Here is a 19,799-nt window from a genome sequence, read left to right on the forward strand (position 1 = left end):
TCTGTCCTTGCTTGGTAGATCATCGGAGTTCTCTGCCATGTCCTCCCCCTCCGCGCACGCTGTCGATTTGGTGGTTTTCGGCGGCACAGGCGACCTGTCCATGCGCAAGCTGATCCCCGCCCTGTACCACTGCGACAGGGACGGACGGCTGGCGCCCGAGTCGCGCATCGTGGCCATGTCCCGTGGCGGCCTGACCGACGCCGACTTCCGCGGCAAGGTGGACGCCGAGGTACGCGGCCTGGTGCCCGTTGACGACCCCGAGCTGTGGGACCGCTTTCTCGGCCGGTTGCACCACGTGTCGGTGGACGTGGGAGGTGCGGACAAGTCGGGATGGGCCGCGTTGAACGCTCTGCTCGGCGGGTTCGAGCAGCGTGACAGGGTGTTCTATCTGGCGAGCCCGCCGATGACGTTCGGGCCGTTCTGCCGTGAGCTGGAGGCCGCCGGGCTGGTGACGCCGCGCTCGCGGGTCGTGCTGGAGAAGCCGCTGGGCCGTGACCTGCACAGCGCGCAGCTCATCAACGACGAGGTGGGCGCCATCTTCGACGAGCGGCAGATCTTCCGCATCGACCACTACCTGGGCAAGGAGACCGTGCAGAACCTGCTCGTGCTCCGCTTCGCCAACGCCTTCCTCGAGCCGATCTGGAACTCGCTGTGGATCGACCACGTGCAGATCACCGTGGCCGAGACCGTGGGCACGCCGGGCAGGCGCGGCTACTACGACCAGGCGGGCGCGCTGCGCGACATGGTGCAGAACCACCTGCTGCAGCTGCTGTGCCTGACCGCGATGGAGCCGCCCGCGCGCAACGACAAGGAGGCCATCCGCGACGAGAAGGTCAAGGTGCTGCAGGCGCTGCGGCCGCTCGACGAGGCCTCCGAGGCCGCCCGTTTCACCGTGCGCGGCCAGTACGACGGCTACCTGGACGAGCCGAGCAGCACGCCGCCGACCGCCGCCTCCAAGCGGGTGGAGACGTTCGTGGCGATCAGGGCCGAGGTCAAGAACTGGCGATGGGCCGGGGTGCCGTTCTACCTGCGCACCGGCAAGCGGCTGCCCCGCCGTACGTCGGAGATCGTGGTGCAGTTCAAGGACGTGCCGCACTCCATCTTCCCCGGCGGGTCGCCGAACCGGCTGGTGCTGCGGTTGCAGCCGGAGGAGGGCATCCAGCTGCACATCATGGCCAAGGAGCCGGGCGCGGGCGAGGTGGCGCTGAAGCCGGTGCCGCTCAAGCTCAGCTTCGGCGAGACGTTCACCACGCGGGTTCCCGAGGCCTACGAGCGGCTGCTCAACGACGTGCTGGCCGGCAATCCGACGCTGTTCATGCGCCGTGACGAGGTGGAGGCCGCCTGGCGCTGGATCGATCCGATCCTGGCCGCCTGGGAGTCGTCCGGCGACCTGCCCGAGCCCTACGCCCCCGGCACGGCCGGTCCCGCCGGCGCCCACGAACTGCTCGGCCGCAGCGGTCGCGCCTGGCACGAGGAGGCCTGATGAACAGCGTCATCCAGGAGATCACCGACCGGATCGCCGAGCGCAGCGGCGCCAGCCGTACCGCCTATCTCGCGCGGATCCGCCGCGAGGGCGAGGCGGCGCGCGCCAAGGGCCCGGCCCGCGCGCATCTGGGCTGCGCGAACCTGGCGCACGGCTTCGCGGCCGCGCCGGATGAGGACAAGAACCTGCTCAGGGGTACGGCCAAGCCGGGCGTGGCGATCGTGACCAGCTACAACGACATGCTCAGCGCCCACCAGCCGTACGAGACGTACCCGGCCGAGCTGAAGCGGGCGGTGCGGAAGGCGGGCGGCGTGGCGCAGGTCGCGGGCGGCGTGCCCGCGATGTGCGACGGCATCACGCAGGGCCGTGCCGGCATGGAGCTGTCGCTCTACAGCAGGGACGTGATCGCGATGTCCACGGCGATCGCACTGTCGCACGACATGTTCGACGCCACGCTGCTGCTCGGCGTCTGCGACAAGATCGTGCCCGGCCTGCTGATCGGGGCGCTGCACTTCGGGCACCTTCCGGCGATCTTCGTGCCGGCCGGGCCTATGACCTCGGGCCTGCCGAACAAGGTCAAGGCCCGCACCCGGCAGTCCTTCGCCGAGGGCAAGGTCGGCAGGGAGGAACTGCTCGACGCCGAGGCGAAGTCCTACCACTCCCCCGGCACCTGCACCTTCTACGGCACGGCCAACTCCAACCAGGCGCTGATGGAGGTCATGGGCCTGCACCTGCCCGGCTCGACGTTCGTCAACCCGCACACCGAGCTGCGGCACGCCCTGACCGAGGCGGCCGGGCGGCGGGCGGTGGAGATCACCGCGCACGGCGGCGAGTACACGCCGGTCGGCGAGCTGGTCGACGAGCGGGCCATCGTGAACGCCTGCGTGGCGCTGCTGGCCACCGGCGGGTCGACGAACCACACGATGCACCTGGTCGCCATGGCGGCCGCCGCCGGGATCGTGCTGACCTGGGACGACCTGGCGTGCCTCTCGAAGGTGGTGCCGTCGCTGACCAGGATCTACCCCAACGGCCAGGCCGACGTGAACCACTTCCGCGACGCGGGCGGCATGCAGGTGCTCGTCGGCGACCTGCTCGACGAGGGGCTGCTGCACGCCGACGTGCTGACCGTGGCGGGGCGCGGCCTCGACCACTACCGTGAGGCGCCCTGGCTGGAGGGCGGGGAGCTGGCCTGGCACCGGGTCAACGGCGGCAGCGCCGACCCGGACGTGCTGCGGCCGGTGTCGGACCCGTTCGCCTCCGACGGCGGCATCCACATGGTCTCCGGCAACCTGGGCACCGCGGTGTCGAAGGTGTCGGCGGTCAAGCACGAGCACCTGGTCATCGAGGCGCCGGCCAAGGTGTTCGACGATCAGCTCGAGCTGCTGGCCGCCTTCGAGGCGGGCGCGCTGGACGGTCAGGACTTCGTGGCCGTCATCCGTTACCAGGGGCCCTCGGCCAACGGCATGCCCGAGCTGCACAAGCTCACGCCGCCGCTGGCCGTCCTGCTCGACCGGGGCCAGCGGGTGGCGATCGTCACCGACGGCCGGATGTCGGGCGCGTCGGGCAAGGTGCCCGCGGCCATCCACCTGTCGCCGGAGGCGGCCGACGGCGGGCCGATCGCGCTGGTCCGCGAAGGCGACGTGATCAGGCTCGACTCGGCCGCGGGGACGCTGGAGCTGCTGGTGCCGGCCGAGGAGCTGGCCAGGCGCGCGCCCGGCGGGCGGCCGCTGAACGACGCCGAGTGGGTGGGGACGGGGCGCGAGCTGTTCGCCGCGTTCCGCCGCATGGCCGGGCACGCCGAGCAGGGCGCGGGCATCTTCGGCGTCAGCGGCGCCGAGTCGCCCGACCACGGTCCCGGTCTCGCCTTCGTGGCCCAGGCGGGAACCTCCCACCTGGAGACCGGCACGCCGGCGCACGCGAGTCCCGCCGGGGTCGCCCGATGAACCGGATATATCCGGAAAAGGGCGGTGCGCTGCCCTGGCTCGTCGCCGACATCGGCGGCACCAACGCCCGGTTCGGGCTCGTCACCTCCCCCGGCGCGGCACCCGAGCGGATCGCCGTGCTCGCGGGGGCCGACCACGCCACCCTCCCGGAAGCCGTAGCCGCCTATCTCGCGGATCACGCGGGCGGAGTGCGGCCGGGGGCGGCCTGCGTGGCCGTGGCGGGTCCCATCGAGGGCGAGTCCTACCGGCTGACGAACCTGCCGTGGGAAGGGTCGGTCCGCGACCTCGGCATCCCGTACGCCGTGCTGCTGAACGACTTCGAGGCGCTGGCCGTCTCGCTGCCGCACCTGTCCGGCGACGACCTGGTCTCGCTCGGCGGTCCCGCGCCGGCGCACGGCGTGAAGGCGGTGCTCGGCCCGGGCACCGGGCTGGGCGTGGCGGGGCTGGTGCCGGCCGAGCACGGCTGGACCCCGATCCCCGGCGAGGGCGGCCACGTCACCGTGCCGGTGCTCGAGGCCCGCGAACTGGAGATCGTGCGCGTGCTGCACGCGCAGGGACTGACGCACGTGCAGGCCGAGCACGTGCTGTCGGGCCCCGGCCTGGTGCGGTTGCACCGCGCGCTGGCCGCCGTCAACGGCGTGGCCGCACCCGAGGTGAGCGCTTCGGACATCGTGGCGCGGCTGGACGACTCGCTGTGCGCCGAGACCGTCGAGGTGTTCTGCGCGATACTGGGGAGCTTCGCCGGGAACGTCGCCCTGACGCTGGGCGCCCGCGGGGGCGTCTATCTCGGCGGCGGCGTGCTCCCCCGTATCGTGGACCGCGTGCGCGCCAGCCACTTCCGCGCCCGCTTCGAGTCCACGCCCAACCTCACCGACTACCTGTCGGCCATCGCGACGACGCTGATCGTGGCGCCGCAGCCCGCGCTCACCGGCGCGGCGGCGTGGCTGACCCAGCAGCTGACCCCAGCCCCCACCCACCGGAGGAAGACCTATGAGCCTGCTTGACCTGGCCCCCGTGATCCCTGTCGTGGTGATCGACGACGCGGCCGGCGCCGTGCCGCTGGCCAGGGCGCTCGTCGCGGGCGGCCTGCCGGCGATCGAGGTCACCCTCCGTACGGCCGGCGGCCTGGAGGCCATCGCCCGCATCGCCGCCGAGGTGCCGGACGCCGTGATCGGCGCCGGGACGGTCCGCACGCCCGCGGACGTGGCGGCGTCGGTGGCGGCGGGCGCGAAGTTCCTGGTCTCCCCCGGCACGACCCCGGCGCTGGCCGACGCGATGGCCGCGAGCGGCACGCCGTTCCTGCCCGGCGTGGCGACGGCCTCGGAGGCCATGGCGCTGGCCGAGCGGGGCATCACGGAGCTGAAGTTCTTCCCCGCCGAGGCGGCCGGCGGCCGGCCGTACCTGAAGTCCCTGGCCGGGCCGCTGCCGGAGGTGCGCTTCTGCCCGACGGGCGGGGTGCGGCCCGAGACCGCGGCCGACTACCTGGCGCTGCCGAACGTGGGCTGCGTGGGCGGCACGTGGCTCACCCCGGCCGACGCGCTGGCCTCCGGCGACTGGTCGCGCATCGAGAAGCTGGCGGCCGAGGCCGCCGCCCTCCGCTAGACGAGGGCGACGATCTAGCGGCCCAGGGTCGCGGCGCGGATGCCGCGGCGGAACAGGGCGGGCAGGCACAGCACCGTGCCCAGGCCGCCGATCCAGACCGCGCCGCGCAGCCCGGTCAGCTCGATCGCCAGCGAGGCGAGCAGGCTGCCGAGCGCGATGGCACCCCAGATGAGGAAGCGCTGCACCGAGGCGACCCGGCCGAGCAGCTCGGCCGGCGTCTCGGTGTGCCGCTGCGTGACGGAGGTCGGCCCGAACGCCCCGTCGCCCACGCCGTGCAGGATGCTGCCGGCCACCAGGCCCACGGTGCCGAGCAGCCCGCCGTACGAGCCGAACAGCGGCATGAGCACGATGCCGGACACCGACACCGAGGCGGCCACCACCAGGCCGCGTGCGGTGCCGAAGCGGCGGATCAGGCGGGCCGACAGGATGTTCCCGATCGGGAAGCCGGCCGCGGCGGCGCCCACCACGACGCCGATGCCCAGCGTCGACAGGCCGAGCACGTCGCGGCCGTAGAGCACCAGGCTGGTCTCGATCATGCTGAGGAACAGCACGTACACGGTGCCGCACGTCAGCACCGGCTCGAGCAGCGGGTGGCCGATCGCGAAGCGCAGCCCGGCGGCGATGTCCCTGCGCAGCCAGCCGCGCTCGCGCGCCACGGCGGCGGGCCGCTCCTCCCTGTGCCGGATCGACGTCAGCGACAGCACCGAGACCAGGAAGCTGACCGTGTTCGCCGCGACCGCCCCGGCCAGCCCGATCACCGCGATGACGGGGCCCGCCACGATCGGCCCGACGGCCTTCGCGGTCGACTCCGACAGCGCCAGCCGCGTGTTGCCGCGGTGCAGATCACGCTCGTCGTGGAACAGCGAGGGCAGGTAGGAGGTGTAGGCCACCTGGAAGAACACCACCGCCGACCCGCTCAGCAGCACCAGGCAGAACAGCAGCGGGAACGTCAGCGCGCCCGTCGCGGCGAGCACGAAGATCGAGCCGAACGCGACGATCTGCACACCGTCGCACACGAGCATCGTCGTCCTGCGCGGCAGCCTGTCCACGATCGCGCCGGCGGGCAACCCGAGCGGCAGGAACGGCAGGAACAACGCGAACGGCAGCAGCGCCGCCTGCGCGGGCGACGCCCCGAGCAGCGTCACGGCCAGCAGCGGCAACGCGAGCGTCATGAACTGGTCGCCGAACAGCGAAAGGGACTGCCCGGCCCACAGCAGCGCGAAGTCGCGCCGGACGGTCGGCACGCGGGGAGTCATGGTCACGGTGGTCATGGATCAAGTTTCCGCGCAGGCCAGGATGGCGGGCTGGCGGGAATCGGACGCTGCGGCGCGAGGTCCGATTCCCGCCAGGGCCCTCGAGGCGCGTTCCTCCGTTAGAGTCTTGGGGGAAAAGGGCATGCCGGGCGGAGGATCGGTCGGTTGAGGCGGCGGGATCACGACGTTGAGAGGACGAAGACGTTGGGGCAGCAGGGGCGCTCCGCCGGTTCGCCGCTGACGCCGGACGACCCGCCGGGGATCGGCCAGTACGAGCTGGTCAGCCGGCTCGGCTCGGGCGGCATGGGCACCGTCTACCTGGCGCGCGCCGCCGACGGGGCGAAGGTCGCGGTCAAGGCGATCCGCCGCGACTTCACCGCCGACCCCGTCTACCGGGCGCGGTTCCTCGAAGAGGTGTCCAACGCGCGCAAGGTCGCCTCGTTCTGCACCGCCCGGGTCCTGGACCACGGCGAGGACGCGGGCAGGCTGTTCCTCGTCACCGAGTACATCGACGGCATCTCGCTCGAGGACCAGCTGATCGAGCACGGCCCGCTGCCGCATTCGGTGCTGCACTCGATGGCCGTGGGCGTGGCGGCGGCGCTGACCGCGATCCACGCCGCTGGCCTGGTCCACCGCGACCTCAAGCCGGCCAACGTGATGCTGACGCTGGCGGGGCCGCGGGTGATCGACTTCGGGCTGGCCAGGTCGACGCACGTCAGTGGCGGCCACACGAACGCCGGGATGGTCATGGGCACGCCCGGCTGGATCGCTCCCGAGCAGGTCTTCGAGGGCCGCACCAGCCCCGCGGGCGACGTGTTCGCCTGGGGCTCGCTGGTGGCCTACGCCGGGCTGGGCGGGCACCCGTTCGGCGAGGGCGACGCGTACGTGATGGCGGCCAGGGCGCGCACCGCGCCGCCCGATCTGCGGGGCCTGCCCGCGCCGCTCGACCGGCTGGTGGCCGCGGCCATCCACCCCGATCCCGCGCGCCGGCCGCCGGCCAAGCAGCTGCTGCTCGAGCTCGTGGGCGCCGCCGACGAGCCGGCGGCGCAGCTGGCCGCCACGCGCCACCTGACGAACTCGTGGAACCCGGCCGCGTTCCCGCCTCTCAACACCCAGGTACGGCCGGCCGCCCCGCCGCCCCACCCGAACCAGACCGCCAAGGGCCCGCTGCCCCCGCCACCGAACCAGGCCCCCCAAGGCCCGCCACCGCCGCCGAACCAGGCCCCCCAGGGCCCGCCACCGCCGCCGAGCCAGACCGTCAAGGGGCCGGTTCCCCCGCCGTCCGGCCAGACCGGCCAGGGGCCGCTTCCTCCGCCGCCGAGCCGGACCGTGCAGGGACCGCCGCCCCCGCAGCACCCGAACCAGACCGGTCAGGGGCCGCTGCCGCTGCCGGGCGGTCACACGGGCCGGGTGCCGCTGCCGCCGTTCACCCCGCCGAGGCAGAAGCGCAGCGTGCTGGGCGGCTGCATGACGGCGCTGGTGATCGTGGTGGTGCTGCTGCTGTTACTGGTCGCGCTGGTCATCTGGACCTTCCGTCCGCCCGAGGTCAGCGCGACGGGCCCGGTACAGGACGGCAAGCTGACGTTCACGGTGACGGGCACGAACTGCCTCAAACCCGCCAAGCAGGCCACGCAGCGCTCCTGCCGGATCGCGCTGAAGGTGGGCAATGGCGGCATCGAGGGCCGCGTGCTCTACCCGGGCCAGCAGAAACTCCGCGACGAGGACGACGGCCAGTACGCGGCCACGAAGCTGCTCGACAGGAACGGCACCGAGATCACGCCGATCAGGATCGGGCCGGGCGAGTCGTTCGTCGGCGCGCTCCAGTTCGATCTGCCCAAGACGGCCAAGCCGGCCTCGGTGGAGCTGCACGACTCGGCGCTGAGCACCGGCGCCCAGGTCAAGCTGGACTAGAAGCCCTCAGCCGGGGAGACCCTGCCCTCGAGCGGCGAGCCCTCGCCCAGGTGCCTCACGTTGGCCGTGACGCGGCCGGCCAGCCCGCGCCAGTAGGACGAGCGCGGGTTCGCGGCGTGCGGCGTGATCAGCACGTTCTCCAGGTCCCACAGCGGGTGCCCGGCGGGCAGCGGCTCGGGGTCGGTGACGTCGAGCGCGGCGCCGCCGATGACGCCCTCGCGCACCGCCGTGACCAGGTCGTCGGTCACGACCAGGCCGCCGCGGGCCACGTTGACCAGCCAGGCGTCCGGCCGCATCAGCGCGAACTCGGGCGCGCCCATCATGCCGCGCGTGCCCGGCGTGGCGGGCGCCGACATGACCACGTAGTCGGCCCATGGCAGCACCTTGCGGTAGGCGGCCCTGGGCACGACCCGGTCGGCGCCGTCGACGTGGCCGCTGTCGGTGACCGCCAGGATGTGGCAGCCGAACGGCTGCAGCAGCCGGATCAGCGTCCGTCCGATGCCGCCGCAGCCGACGATCGCCACCGTGGACCCGGCGAACTCCCTGGTCTGGTTCGGCCCCCAGCACTTGGCTCCCGCGAGCCGGTGCAGGTCGCGGGCGGCGGAGAGCATCATGGCCAGCGCGTGTTCGGCGACGGCCATGCCGTACGAGCCGGTGGCGGCGGTGAAGACCGGGTGCTCGGCGATCACTCCGGCGTCGGCCCACTTTTCGATGCCGGCGGCCGGCAACTGAACCCAGCGGATCCGCTCGTGCAGCATCGAGCGGATCTCCTCGGGGTCGTCGTTGCCGAAGTAGACGATGGCCTCCGCCTGCTCCAGCGGGACCACCTCACCCCCGGCCCGCAGGACGGCGTCCATCAGCAAGGGCACAGGTTCAGGTCCGACATGTACAGCAATACTCACAGCAGGGACTCCACCTCGTGGTCGGCGATTGCCAGAAGGGCGCGGACACCCGCGGCCGCCCCTGCGGCGTCCGCGGCGTGGATGGCGTCGGCCACGAACCGGTGCTGGTCGACGGCCGTGAGGGAAAGATGTTGCGGCAGCAGGGAGAGTTCCTCCCTGGATTCGAGCAGTTCCTGGGTGACCTCGGCGAACTGGGCGAACATGCCGTTGCCCGAGGCGGACAGCAGCACCCGGTGGAAGGCGGCGTCGGCGGCCACGTACCCCTTGCGGTCGCCGGCCGTCGCCGCGGTCCCCATGGCCCCCGCGTGCCGGTAGAGGGCCTGTCTGGCCAGATCGTCGGCGTTGGAGGCGGCGAGTATGGCGGCTGACACCTCCACGGCCGCACGCAGCTCCGACAGCTCGCGCAGCTGCTCGGCCCGGTACGGCGAGGCCAGCCGCCACCGGATGATCTGCGGGTCGTACAGGTTCCACGCGCTCAGCGGCAGCACGGTGACGCCGATGCGCGGCCGGCTGGTGACCACCCGCATGGACTCCAGCACGCGCACCGCCTCGCGGGCCACGGTGCGGGAGACGCCGTAGTTCTCCTGGACGTCCTCCAGGCGCAGGACGCCGCCCTCCGGGATCTGCCTGGCGGCCAGGGCGCGGCCGATGCGGTCGACCACCTGCCCGTGCAGGCCCTGCAGTCTCGTCCCGTTCATCGCGCCCTCGCCAGCCGGTCGAGCAGCGCGGTCACCCGCTCGCCCGCCGCGTGAGCTCCGCCCGAGGTCAGGGCCGAGCCCATGCCGCAGGCGACGGCGCCGGCCGCGATCCAGTCGGCCGCGTTGTCGATCGTCACGCCGCCGGTGGGGATCACGGGTGCCTGCGGCAGCGCGGCGCGCACGTCCTTCAGCCATGCCGGGGCGAGGCCGGAGGCGGGGAAGAGCTTCAGCGCGTCGGCGCCCTCCTCCAGGGCGCGCACCATCTCACTCGGCGTCGCGGTGCCGGGGAAGACCGGCACGCCGTACCTGTGACCGGTGCGGATCACCGCGGGGTACAGGCCGGGCGAGACCAGGAAACGGGCGCCCGCCTCGATCGCGGCGCGCGCGGCGGCCTCGTCGAGCACGGTGCCCGCGCCGATCAGCGCCTCGGGCCGTTTCTCGGTGAGCCTGGCGAGCGCGCTCACGGCGCCGGGCGTGCTCAGCGCCACCTCGACGGCGCGCAGCCCGGCGTCGAGCACGGCCTCGGCGGCGGCCACCGCCTCCTCCGGCCGCGCGGCACGGACGATGCCGAACACGCGCTGCGCGGTGACGGCCGCCACGATCTCCCAGCGGTACATCCCTCTCCTATCGGTGAACCATCTCGGCGCCGGCGAACGCCGCCAGCGCCCGCTCGAGCTCTTCGCGGTGCGGCAGCCCGTCGGTGTCGTCGGCGCACTGCACGACCAGCGCCGCCACCGCCGCCGCCTCCCGCAGGCAGTCCTCGTACGGCAGGCCGCGCAGCATCCCCGACAGGAACCCGACGGCGAACCCGTCGCCCGCCCCGACCGGATCGGCCACGGTCACGGGGAACGGCTCCTGCCTGATGCCCTGGCAGGTGGCGGACTTGTCGCGGTGCTTGACCACGAGCAGGGGCCCTGGGCCGGGCTCGCCGACCAGCTCCAGCTCGTCCTCGCCCGCCAGCACCACGTCGGCCATGGCCATCAGCGGCGCGATCCGCTCGCGCCACCGGGTAGGCGTGCCGAGCTTGAGCCGGACATTCGGGTCGAAGCTCACGGTGGCTCCGGCCTCGCGGGCCAGCTCGACCAGGCGCAGCGCGGCCAGGTGGGCGGACTCGGAGAGCATCGCGGTGATGCCGGTGAAGTGCACCAGCCGGGCTCCGGCCACCATCTCGGCCGTCAGCTCGCCGGGGCTCAGCCGCGAGGCGGCCGATCCTGCGCGGTAGTACTGCACGTCGATGCCGCGCGCCGGATGGCTGTCACGCAGCAGCAGCCCGGTCGGCGCGTCCCGGTCGACGACGGCGTGGGAGGTGTCGATGCCGTCGGCCCGCAGCCGAGCCAGCACCGAGCGGCCCGCCGGGTCGGCGCCGACGCGGCCCAGCCAGCGCGTCCGGTGGCCGAGCCTGGACAGCCCGGCGGCCACGTTGGTCTCAGCTCCGGCGACCGATGCGCGGAACGCGCGGGCGCGCTCCAGCGGGACTCCCGGCTCGGAAACCATGAGCAGCATCGCCTCGCCGCAGACCACGACCTCGGGGGGCACAGACATCCTCCTTAATGGTGCTATCAAATGACGATACCGGCATTTAATGGTGCTATCAAATGATGATGCCGCCTCCCGGGACATGGCGGCGGCGCGAGACAGGGTCCCGCGCCGCCGTGCCGTACGAGAAGGTCAGGTGGTGTAGGCCGCCTCGTCGCTGATGTCGATCTTGGAGCGGTCGGGCAGCGCCAGCGTGGCGAGGAAGCCGATGGCCGCACCGATGATCATGAAGATGGAGATGGCCTGCCACCCGAAGCTGTGCAGCAGCCACACCGCGATGAGCGGCGCGGGCCCGCCGGCGACGACCGAGGCGAGCTGGTAGCCGAGCCCGGCCCCGCCGTAACGCAGCCCCGTGGGGAAGCTCTCGGCGATGAGGGAGGCCTGCGGGCCGTACTCCATCGAGTGCTGCACCTGCGTCACCATGATCGTCAGCAGGATGACGATGGCGATTCCGGTGTTGAGCAGCATGTAGTAGGGGAACGCGACCACTGCCAGCAGCGCGGCCCCGATCAGGTAGATCCGCCGGCGGCCGACCCGGTCACTGAGATGACCGAAGTACGGGATGGCGAACAGCTCCACCGCGGCCGCGCAGGAGACCGCCAGGAACGCGAACGTCCTGGACATCCCGATGTCCTCGGCGGTGATGTAGGTGATGACGAACGTGGTGTAGAGGTAGAACGGCATCTGCTCCGAGAACCGCAGCAGGGCGCTGAGGACGACCTCCTTCGGGTGCTTCTTGAGCACCGCGACCACCGGCAGCTTCGCGATCTGCCGGGTTTCCAGCGCCCGGGCGAACATCGGCGTCTCCAGCACCCGCAGCCGGACCCACAGCCCCACGCCGACCAGCACGAGGCTGGCCAGGAACGGGATGCGCCAGCCCCAGTCCGTGAACGAGTCGCCCGCCGCGGCGGCAAGCAGCGACATCATGCCGGTGCCGAGTATCAGCCCGATGGGGACGCCGACCTGCGCCCAGCTGGCCATCAGGCCGCGCCTGCGCTGGTCGCCCCACTCCATCGACAGCAGCACCGAGCCGCTCCACTCGCCGCCGACCGCGATGCCCTGCAGGATGCGCAGGGCGACGAGCAGGATGGGCGCCCAGACCCCGATGGCGGCGGTGCCGGGCAGCAGGCCTATCAGCGCGCTGGAGACACCCATCATGACCAACGTGACGATGAGCGTGGCCTTGCGCCCGATGCGGTCGCCCCAGTGGCCGAAGATCGCCGCACCGATGGGCCTGGCCGCGAAGCCGACGGCGTAGGTCGCGAACGCCGACAGCGTTCCCGCGTAGGGAGAGGACTTGGGGAAGAAGACCTGGGCGAAGACGGTCGCCGCGGCCGTGCCGTAAAGGAAGAAGTCGTACCATTCGATGGCGGTTCCCACGACGCTGGCCGTGGCCGCCTTCCGGATCTGGGAGCGGTGTTCTTCGGCTGTGAGTCCGCTGGTGTCACTCATGTGCGCCTCCCGCTTTGAGGCTTACCCCCGGTAGTGGGGTGTGCACAAGTGCGTTGTCAGATCGTTAGAAGGCCCGCTCGAGCAGGGCTTCCTCGGTGATGGGCGCCTCGTGGGTGCCTGGAACGGTGCAGGCGTGCGCCCCGGCGACGGCGCCTTTCCTGACGCACGACTCCAGCGGCTCGCCGCGCAGCATGCCGTACAGAAAGCCGGAGACGAACGCGTCGCCGGCGCCGTTGGTGTCGGCGATCGGCCCCGGCGCGGGCACGGCGGGGAAGGCGCGCAGCGGCCCCGAGCGGGTGAGCGTGAGGCAGCCGCCGGCGCCGCGGGTGCAGACGACGGTGTGGGCGCGGCCCCTGTCGAGGATGGCGCGCATGGCCGCCTCGGGGTCCCGCAGCGCCGTGGCCGACAGGAAGACCAGGTCGGAGCGGTGGGCGAAGTCCTCGTGGTAGGGATTGACGCCGTCCCAGTCGTGCAGGTCCGTGGAGGTCGGCGTCCCGTCCAGGTCGGCGTAGACGTGGCGGGCGAAGTCGGTGATCGAGACATGGACGTGCCGCGCGGGCACCCGGTAGAGCGCGGGGTCGAGCCGCTCGCCCGGTGTGGCGCGCGGGTCGAACAGCGACGTGCGCCGGCCGTCGGGTCCCACGAGCAGCACGCTGCGCCGGGTCCCGGCCGCCGCGGGGCCGAAGCGGCACTCCACGCCGGACAGGGCCCGCCGTACCAGCTCGCCCTGCGGGTCGTCGCCGACGAGGTCGGCGAAGGCGACCTTCAGCCCGAGCGCGGCGCAGCCGAGCGACACTCCGGCGCCGGTGTTGCCGATCCTGTCGATCACCGGCGGCACCGCGTAGGTGTCGGCGTACGGCAGGGGCAGCTCGGGCACGTAGACGGTGGTGTCGACCCCGGCACCGCCGATGACCAGGACGTCGCGCGTCACCGGTTCACCAGCGGCCCCGACCCGGTGGAACCGCGCACCACCAGCTCCGGCTGGAAGATCAGCTCGACGTGCTTGGCCTGGGTGCCGTTGACCTCTTCGAGCAGCGTCTGGACGGCGGCGGAGGCCATCGCGCCGATCGGCTTGCGCACGGTCGTCAGCGGCGGGTCGGTGAAGGCGATCAGCGGCGAGTCGTCGAACCCGACCACCGACACCTCGCCCGGCACGGCCATCCCCTTCTCGCGGCAGGCCCTGATCGCGCCGAGCGCCATCAGGTCGCTGGCGCACACGATGCCGGTGCACCCGCGCGACAGCAACTGCGCGGCCGCCGCCTGGCCGCCCTCGACGGAGAACAGCGAGTGCGCGATCAGGTCGTCCACGTCGGCCGCGCCGAGCAGCTGCGCCATGGCCTGACGGTAGCCCTCGATCTTCCTGATCACCGGGACGAACCTGCGCGGGCCGAGCGCCAGCCCGATCCGCTCGTGGCCCAGGTCGACCAGGTGCTGCACGGCCAGCCGGGCCGCGAGCCGGTCGTCGGGCGAGATGAACGGCGCGTCGATGTGCTCGCTGTAGCCGTCGACCAGCACGATCGGCAGGCCGCGGTCGACGAGGCGGGTGTAGCGGTCCATCCGCGCGGTGGTGTCGGCGTGCAGCCCTGAGACGAACACGATCCCGCTGACGCCCCTGTCGACCAGCAGCTCGGTGAACTCGTCCTCCGGCGCGCCGCCCGGCAGCTGGGTGCACAGCACCGGCGTGTAGCCGTGCTGGGTCAGCGCCTTCTCGATGGCCTGCGCGAAGGCGGGGAAGATGGGGTTGTCCAGCTCGGGGGTGACCAGGCCCACCAGGCCGTTGCTGCGCTGGCGCAGGCGTGGCGGGCGCTCGTAGCCCATCAGGTCCAGGGCGGTCATCACCGCCTGCCGGGTGCCGGAGGAGACTCCCGGCTTGCCGTTGAGCACCCGGCTTACGGTGGCCTCGCTCACCCCGGCCTGGGCGGCGATGTCGGCGAGGCGAGCGTGACCGTTCATGGCGCTTACTTTACTTTCCACCAGGCCGCAGAATCGGGTGCGCCGGGCGTGTCCGACGCGATCACGAGTTCACCGTCGATCGCGAAGTCCACCGGCTCGCCCGTCAGGTTGACGGCGCAGACATGGTCGCCGCGCGAGAAGAGCAGCGTGCCCGCAGGTGACTCGCGCCAGACCAGGTCGCCCTGGAGCTCGCGCCTGGCGTGCAGCGCCGTCCTGTAGAGCTCCAGCGTGGAGGCGGGGTCGCCGGTCTCGGCCTCGACGCTCAGGTCCGACCAGTCCGACGGGATCGGGAGCCAGGGGTTCCTCCAGCCGAGGTCGCGCGTCCAGGGCAGCGGAACGCGGCAGCCGTCGCGGCCGCTGTCGGGGTCGCGCAGCCGCTGCGGGTCCTGGCACACCTCGGCGGGCAGGTCGAGCACCTCGGGCAGGCCGAGCTCCTCACCCTGGTAGAGGTAGGCCGAGCCGGGCAGCGCCAGCGTCAGCACCGCCGCGGCGCGCGCCCTGGCCAGGCTGCCGTAGCGGGTGACGTGCCGCTTGACGTCGTGGTTGGACAGCACCCAGGTGGTGGGCGCGCCGACGGAGCCGGAGGTGGCCAGCGACTCGTCGATCGCCCTGCGCAGCTCCGCCGCGTCCCACGGCGCGAACAGGTAGTGGAAGTTGAAGGCCTGGTGCAGCTCGTCGGGCCGGATGTAGAGGGCCAGCCGCTCCGGGCTGGGCGCCCACGCCTCGGCCACGCCGATCCGCTCGCCGGGGTAGGAGTCGAGGATGCGCCGCCACGAGCGGTGGATGTCGTGCACGGCGTCGTTGTCGAAGTAGGGGACCTTCTGGCTGCCGACCATCCGCACCTGGTCGGGGTGGCCGATGTCGGGCAGGTCCGCGGGCTTGACCATGCCGTGGGCGACGTCGACGCGGAAGCCGTCCACTCCCAGGTCAAGCCAGAAGCGCAGGATCTGCTCGAACTCCTCGCGCACCGCCGGGTTGTCCCAGTTCAGATCGGGCTGCTCCGGCGCGAACAGGTGCAGGTACCACTGCCCGTCCTCGGTCTGCGTCCAGGCGGACCCGCCGAAGATCGACTCCCAGTCGTTCGGCTCGTCGCGGAAGATGTAGCGGTCGCGCAGGCCTTCCTGGAACCACGGGTGCCGGTCGGAGGTGTGGTTGGGCACGATGTCCACGATCACCCGGATGCCGAGCCCGTGCGCGTCGTCGACCAGCGCCTTGAAGTCGCCCAGCGTGCCGAACAGCGGATCGACGTCGCGGTAGTCGGCCACGTCGTAGCCGAAGTCGGCCATCGGCGAGGGGTAGAAGGGGGTCAGCCAGATCGCGTCCACACCCAGGCTCTTCAGGTACGGCAGGCGATCACGGACCCCGATCAGGTCACCGACGCCGTCACCGTCGCCGTCGGCGAAGCTGCGGACGTACACCTCGTAGATCACGGCGTCACGCCACCAGGCGGTCACATCGGCCCCCATAGGTCATATTTACGGCAAATTTCCGCAAGAGATTACAGCATCGGGCACCCTGCCATATAGCTGGGAAAGCGCTGTTACGTAACCGCTGGTAAGTGGATGGTGCGCCTCCGTACGGTCCGACCGAAAACCAGTCCGAAAACCGACTAGAAGGAGATTCTTCAGGCCAAGGGTGGACATGCGCCGTAAGGGCGCGATGTACTACCTCTTCAATCAGCCCCCGTCACTGGTGACACGCGTGCAAGGTGTGGGCCCATGAGCTCGGTCGTTCTGGACAAAGTGACCAAGGTGTACCCGGGCGACCACCTCGCGGTCGACCAGCTGAGCCTCAAGGCGGGGGACGGCGAGTTCCTGGTGCTGCTCGGGCCCTCAGGTTGCGGAAAGTCCACGCTGCTGCGGATGATCGCCGGGCTGGAGGAGATCACCGAGGGCGACCTGTGGCTCGACGGCCAGCTCGCCAACCACCTGGCTCCCCGCGACCGCGACGTGGCCATGGTTTTCCAGAACGGCGCCCTCTACCCGCACAGGACGGTCCGCGGGAACATCGCCTTTCCTTTAGAGATCGCCAAGTCGGACCCGGCGACGGTGCGCGAGCGGGTGACCGAGCTGTCCAAGGCGCTGCACATCGACGAGACGCTCGAACGCCGGCCGGGCACGCTGTCGGGCGGGCAGCGGCAGCGGGTCGCGATGGGCAGGGCGATCGTGCGGCAGCCCAAGCTGTTCCTCATGGACGAGCCGCTGTCGAACCTGGACGCGGGCATGCGGACCGAGCTGCGGATGGAGATCTCCGCCCTGGTCAGGTCGCTCGGCGTCACCACGATCTACGTCACCCACGACCAGGTCGAGGCGCTGACCCTGGCCGACCGCATCGCCATCCTCAACCGCGGTGTGCTGCAGGACGTCGGCACCCCCGCGCAGATCTACAACGACCCCGCCACCGCCTTCGTCGCCGCGTTCCTCAACTCGCAGCAGCTCAACCTGCTGGCGGCCACGGTTCGCACGCCGCAGAACCAGTACGTGCTGCTCGACTTCGGGCCGCACCGGCTGACGATCCCGTGGAGCGATCCGCGGGCCTACGCCATCTCGCAGCACACGGGCGGGCAGGTCCTGATCGGCATCCGGCCTGACGGCCTGGCTCCGGTGCCGGAGTCCTACGACGGGCCCTCCTTCTTCGGGCGGGTGCGCACGCTGGAGTACCACGGGCACGAGTGGCTCGCCTACGTCGAGTGCGGGGTGCCCTCGGCGCCGGTGCCCGAGCCACCGGACACGCGCGCCCGGCTCAACGGGAACGGCAGCGGCTCCGGCGGGCTCGGTGGCCTGGTGCGCCGCCTGTTCGCCAACCGCGAGGAGCACCAGGAGCAGGAGCACGTCGGGCCGCACGCGGGCAGCGGCATCCACCGCCGCGCCGACCTCATCGTCCGCCTCGGCGGCCGGCCCGCCTGGCGCCCCAACGACGCGGCCCGCGTCGGGGTGGACCTCTCCCGGATCATGATCTTCACCGAGTCGGGCGCCCGCATCGACCCTCCACGCCGCTGACTCTCATCTCTGGATCATCAAGGGCTTGATCCTGTACGGCGAGCCGCGCCACCGCCAGTCACCGCACTTCGGCTGAGGACCTCCAGGGATACGCCCGCTGACCGGGTGTCGGCGGGCCGCCGTCACGACTCCGCCCTGGGCCTTTCCATGCACCCCTTGACCAAGCGGACCACAGTCCGTATCTTTGCATGTGCATCGATAACCGGACCGCAGTCCGAAAGGAAGCATTGATGAGCAAGTTGCTGCATGTTTCAGCCTCGCCACGGGGCGAGGAGTCGATCTCGAGCGCCATCGCGGAGGTCTTCGTCGAGGAGTACCGCCGCACGCACCCGGGGGACGTGGTGGACCGGTTCGACCTGTGGGACGGGTCGCTGCCGGAGTTCGGGCCCGACGCGGCGCGGGCGAAGATGACGGTCTTCGGCGGTGGCACGCCCGAGGGTGCGCAGAAGGCGGCGTGGGACGCGGCCATCGCCACGTTCGAGCGCTTCGACGCCTACGACAGGTACGTGTTCAGCGTGCCGATGTGGAACGCGAGCGTGCCGTACAAGCTCAAGCAGCTCATCGACGTGATCAGCCAGCCGGCCAGGATCTTCGACGTGCATCCGGAGACGGGCTACCGCGCGCTGCTGACGGACAAGCGCGCGGCCGTCGTCTACACCAGCGCGGTGTGGGGTCCCGGGCTCGGCTCGGAGTTCGGCACGAACTTCCAGTCGACGTTCTTCGGCGACTGGCTCCGCTGGGCCGGCATCACCGACGTCCAGGAGGTCCGCCACCACCCCACCCTCACCGGCGACTACGACGAGGCCCGCAAGCAGGCCGACGAGTCCGCCCGCCACATCGCCCGCACCTTCTAGGACCAGCGCGTGCCGTCGGGGGTGTCCTCGACGGTGATGCCGCCGGCGAGCATGGCGGTGCGGAGGGCGTCGGCGAGGTCGTAGGCGCCGTCGCGGCGCAGCCGGTCGCGCAGGGTCAGGAGCGGCTCGACCAGGACCCGGACGCGTTTGGCCGAGGCGAGCTCGCCGAGCTCGCCGATGAGCAGGCGCAGGAGCTGGCGGGCCTCGTCCACGCCGCCCGCGTCCTCCTCGGTGTCGGCGGCCCAGGCGACGAGCGCCGCCTCCAGATCGAGCACCGCCCTGGCGCCCGCGACCGGGTCGGCCTCCTCCGCCGCCCGCCTGAAGCCCTTCTCGCACGAGCCGCAGACCTCGGCCAGCGTCTCCTGCGGAGCCGCGGCGGTGGCCGGGACCCGCGCCGGGGCCGGCCGGGCCGTGGTGGAGCCCCGGGCCAGGCGGCGGACCTCCTCGAGCGAGGTGGCCGTCCCCGCGGGCAGCACGACCTGCGAGCCGCGCACCCGCACCGTGAGCCGGCCCCGCCCGGCCACCTCCACCTCCCGCGTGCGCAGGTCGACCAGGACCGCGGTGTGCTCGTCGACGCCCAGGACGGCGGTGCCGTCAGGCAGCTCCCGCTCCATCTTCGCCAGGCGGCGCTCACCCAGATAGCAGTAGCGCGTGTCGTGGGTGCCGCCCTCGGCGTTGTCGTAGTGCGGGATCAGCACGGCCCGCAGGTCCAGCTCCGCCAGCAGGTCGAGCCCTGGACACCAGTGCGGCTCCGCGCCCACCTTGTAGATCTCGTAGACGGGCACCGTGGCCGCGCCCGCCGTGCACGCCGCGGCCGAGGCCAGCACGGTCACCCCGCGCCCCGCCCGCACGCGCGCCCGCAGGTCACCCGCCACCGGCGTGGCCAGCCACCGCTCGAGCGCGTAGGTCGGGCTGCCCGGCCCGGAGAACACCCAGTCGGCGCCGGCCACCTCGGCACCGACCTCCACCTTCAATCCGACGCTGCGCGCGAAGTACGCGCGCGCCCTGGCCGAGATGTCGTCCGCGTTCTCCTGGAAGGCGTAGGGCGTGTCGAGCAGGATCGCGCGCGGCCCGGGACGCAGCGAGCGCACCGCCCGGCGATGGATCTCCACCATCGTCGGGCTGGTCTCGCCCGAACCCATCAGCACCAGCAGCCCCGGTTGTTCGCGCATCACGGGCGCCTCTTCTCACACACTCTTTCGACTACAGCGAC

The 19,799-nt window shown here is 72.1% G+C and carries 17 protein-coding genes; 7 read left to right on the top strand and 10 right to left on the bottom strand.

Annotated features, from left to right (window positions below):
* Positions 1–37: 37 nt before the first annotated feature.
* Genes zwf through eda form a run of 4 tightly spaced genes read left to right on the top strand, consistent with a single transcriptional unit; the run spans position 38 to position 5,028 of the window.
* Complete coding sequence (gene zwf, locus KIK09_RS03675) at positions 38–1,483, top strand: glucose-6-phosphate dehydrogenase (protein WP_214317178.1); 1,446 nt, start codon at positions 38–40, stop codon at positions 1,481–1,483.
* Positions 1,483–3,426: a phosphogluconate dehydratase gene (gene edd / locus KIK09_RS03680; protein ID WP_214317179.1), complete on the top strand. Its 1,944-nt coding sequence runs from the start codon at positions 1,483–1,485 to the stop codon at positions 3,424–3,426. The genes zwf and edd overlap by 1 nt, the downstream gene beginning before the upstream one ends.
* Positions 3,423–4,430, top strand: a complete 1,008-nt coding sequence (gene glk, locus KIK09_RS03685) for a glucokinase (protein ID WP_214317180.1) — start codon at positions 3,423–3,425, stop codon at positions 4,428–4,430. The genes edd and glk overlap by 4 nt, the downstream gene beginning before the upstream one ends.
* A complete protein-coding gene (gene eda / locus KIK09_RS03690; RefSeq protein ID WP_214317181.1) occupies positions 4,417–5,028 on the top strand; it encodes a bifunctional 4-hydroxy-2-oxoglutarate aldolase/2-dehydro-3-deoxy-phosphogluconate aldolase in 612 nt (203 codons plus the stop codon). Before glk ends, eda begins: the two co-directional genes overlap by 14 nt.
* A gap of 14 nt (positions 5,029–5,042) precedes the next feature.
* Here eda and KIK09_RS03695 read toward each other — a convergent pair whose 3' ends face one another.
* The gene (locus KIK09_RS03695) at positions 5,043–6,299 is read right to left on the bottom strand and encodes an MFS transporter (RefSeq protein ID WP_214317182.1); all 1,257 of its coding nucleotides are present in this window, start codon (positions 6,297–6,299) and stop codon (positions 5,043–5,045) included.
* Positions 6,300–6,485: 186 nt separating this feature from the next.
* On the opposite strand from KIK09_RS03695, the gene KIK09_RS03700 reads away from it, so the two are divergent.
* Positions 6,486–8,192, top strand: coding sequence for a serine/threonine-protein kinase (locus KIK09_RS03700; RefSeq protein ID WP_214317183.1), 1,707 nt, complete (start codon positions 6,486–6,488; stop codon positions 8,190–8,192).
* On the opposite strand, the gene KIK09_RS03705 is transcribed toward KIK09_RS03700, so the two are convergent.
* The 8 genes from KIK09_RS03705 to KIK09_RS03740 form a co-directional block, all read right to left on the bottom strand.
* On the bottom strand, positions 8,189–9,049 hold the full coding sequence (locus KIK09_RS03705) for a D-isomer specific 2-hydroxyacid dehydrogenase family protein (RefSeq protein ID WP_250572687.1): 861 nt from the start codon (positions 9,047–9,049) through the stop codon (positions 8,189–8,191). The genes KIK09_RS03700 and KIK09_RS03705 overlap by 4 nt on opposite strands.
* Positions 9,050–9,090: 41 nt before the next feature.
* The gene (locus KIK09_RS03710; protein WP_214317185.1) at positions 9,091–9,792 is read right to left on the bottom strand and encodes a FadR/GntR family transcriptional regulator; all 702 of its coding nucleotides are present in this window, start codon (positions 9,790–9,792) and stop codon (positions 9,091–9,093) included.
* Complete coding sequence (locus KIK09_RS03715) at positions 9,789–10,409, bottom strand: bifunctional 4-hydroxy-2-oxoglutarate aldolase/2-dehydro-3-deoxy-phosphogluconate aldolase (RefSeq protein ID WP_214317186.1); 621 nt, start codon at positions 10,407–10,409, stop codon at positions 9,789–9,791. The genes KIK09_RS03710 and KIK09_RS03715 overlap by 4 nt, the downstream gene beginning before the upstream one ends.
* A gap of 7 nt (positions 10,410–10,416) precedes the next feature.
* Positions 10,417–11,334: a sugar kinase gene (locus KIK09_RS03720; protein ID WP_214317187.1), complete on the bottom strand. Its 918-nt coding sequence runs from the start codon at positions 11,332–11,334 to the stop codon at positions 10,417–10,419.
* A 126-nt stretch (positions 11,335–11,460) separates the two neighbouring features.
* Positions 11,461–12,780 carry an MFS transporter gene (locus KIK09_RS03725; protein ID WP_214317188.1) on the bottom strand — a complete coding sequence of 440 codons (1,320 nt, stop codon included), beginning with the start codon at positions 12,778–12,780 and terminating at the stop codon, positions 11,461–11,463.
* A gap of 64 nt (positions 12,781–12,844) precedes the next feature.
* A complete protein-coding gene (locus tag KIK09_RS03730; RefSeq protein ID WP_214317189.1) occupies positions 12,845–13,711 on the bottom strand; it encodes a carbohydrate kinase family protein in 867 nt (288 codons plus the stop codon).
* Positions 13,708–14,733, bottom strand: a complete 1,026-nt coding sequence (locus KIK09_RS03735) for a LacI family DNA-binding transcriptional regulator (protein WP_214317190.1) — start codon at positions 14,731–14,733, stop codon at positions 13,708–13,710. Before KIK09_RS03735 ends, KIK09_RS03730 begins: the two co-directional genes overlap by 4 nt.
* A 5-nt stretch (positions 14,734–14,738) precedes the next feature.
* Positions 14,739–16,199, bottom strand: a complete 1,461-nt coding sequence (locus KIK09_RS03740; protein ID WP_214317191.1) for a glycoside hydrolase family 13 protein — start codon at positions 16,197–16,199, stop codon at positions 14,739–14,741.
* Between the two features lie 252 nt (positions 16,200–16,451).
* Here KIK09_RS03740 and KIK09_RS03745 point away from each other — a divergent pair, with 252 nt between their 5' ends.
* Both KIK09_RS03745 and KIK09_RS03750 read left to right on the top strand, forming a co-directional pair.
* The gene (locus tag KIK09_RS03745; RefSeq protein ID WP_214317192.1) at positions 16,452–17,732 is read left to right on the top strand and encodes an ABC transporter ATP-binding protein; all 1,281 of its coding nucleotides are present in this window, start codon (positions 16,452–16,454) and stop codon (positions 17,730–17,732) included.
* Between the two features lie 230 nt (positions 17,733–17,962).
* The gene (locus KIK09_RS03750) at positions 17,963–18,586 is read left to right on the top strand and encodes an FMN-dependent NADH-azoreductase (protein WP_214317193.1); all 624 of its coding nucleotides are present in this window, start codon (positions 17,963–17,965) and stop codon (positions 18,584–18,586) included.
* On the opposite strand, the gene KIK09_RS03755 is transcribed toward KIK09_RS03750, so the two are convergent.
* Positions 18,583–19,761: a hypothetical protein gene (locus KIK09_RS03755; RefSeq protein ID WP_214317194.1), complete on the bottom strand. Its 1,179-nt coding sequence runs from the start codon at positions 19,759–19,761 to the stop codon at positions 18,583–18,585. The two genes, KIK09_RS03750 and KIK09_RS03755, sit on opposite strands and share 4 nt — an antisense overlap.
* Between the last annotated feature and the right edge of the window lie 38 nt (positions 19,762–19,799).

The organism is Nonomuraea sediminis (genome assembly GCF_018531495.1).
Classification (GTDB): domain Bacteria; phylum Actinomycetota; class Actinomycetes; order Streptosporangiales; family Streptosporangiaceae; genus Nonomuraea; species Nonomuraea sediminis.

Bases quoted from the DNA above. Each gene is read 5' to 3' on its own strand.
- KIK09_RS03750 (WP_214317193.1), top strand. From the start codon at position 17,963: ATGAGCAAGTTGCTGCATGTTTCAGCCTCGCCACGGGGCGAGGAGTCG.
- eda (WP_214317181.1), top strand. From the start codon at position 4,417: ATGAGCCTGCTTGACCTGGCCCCCGTGATCCCTGTCGTGGTGATCGAC.
- KIK09_RS03740 (WP_214317191.1), bottom strand. From the start codon at position 16,199: ATGGGGGCCGATGTGACCGCCTGGTGGCGTGACGCCGTGATCTACGAG.
- KIK09_RS03725 (WP_214317188.1), bottom strand. From the start codon at position 12,780: ATGAGTGACACCAGCGGACTCACAGCCGAAGAACACCGCTCCCAGATC.
- KIK09_RS03695 (WP_214317182.1), bottom strand. From the start codon at position 6,299: ATGACCACCGTGACCATGACTCCCCGCGTGCCGACCGTCCGGCGCGAC.
- edd (WP_214317179.1), top strand. From the start codon at position 1,483: ATGAACAGCGTCATCCAGGAGATCACCGACCGGATCGCCGAGCGCAGC.
- KIK09_RS03720 (WP_214317187.1), bottom strand. From the start codon at position 11,334: ATGTCTGTGCCCCCCGAGGTCGTGGTCTGCGGCGAGGCGATGCTGCTC.
- KIK09_RS03745 (WP_214317192.1), top strand. From the start codon at position 16,452: ATGAGCTCGGTCGTTCTGGACAAAGTGACCAAGGTGTACCCGGGCGAC.
- KIK09_RS03710 (WP_214317185.1), bottom strand. From the start codon at position 9,792: ATGAACGGGACGAGACTGCAGGGCCTGCACGGGCAGGTGGTCGACCGC.
- KIK09_RS03715 (WP_214317186.1), bottom strand. From the start codon at position 10,409: ATGTACCGCTGGGAGATCGTGGCGGCCGTCACCGCGCAGCGCGTGTTC.
- zwf (WP_214317178.1), top strand. From the start codon at position 38: ATGTCCTCCCCCTCCGCGCACGCTGTCGATTTGGTGGTTTTCGGCGGC.
- KIK09_RS03735 (WP_214317190.1), bottom strand. From the start codon at position 14,733: ATGAACGGTCACGCTCGCCTCGCCGACATCGCCGCCCAGGCCGGGGTG.
- glk (WP_214317180.1), top strand. From the start codon at position 3,423: ATGAACCGGATATATCCGGAAAAGGGCGGTGCGCTGCCCTGGCTCGTC.
- KIK09_RS03705 (WP_250572687.1), bottom strand. From the start codon at position 9,049: ATGGACGCCGTCCTGCGGGCCGGGGGTGAGGTGGTCCCGCTGGAGCAG.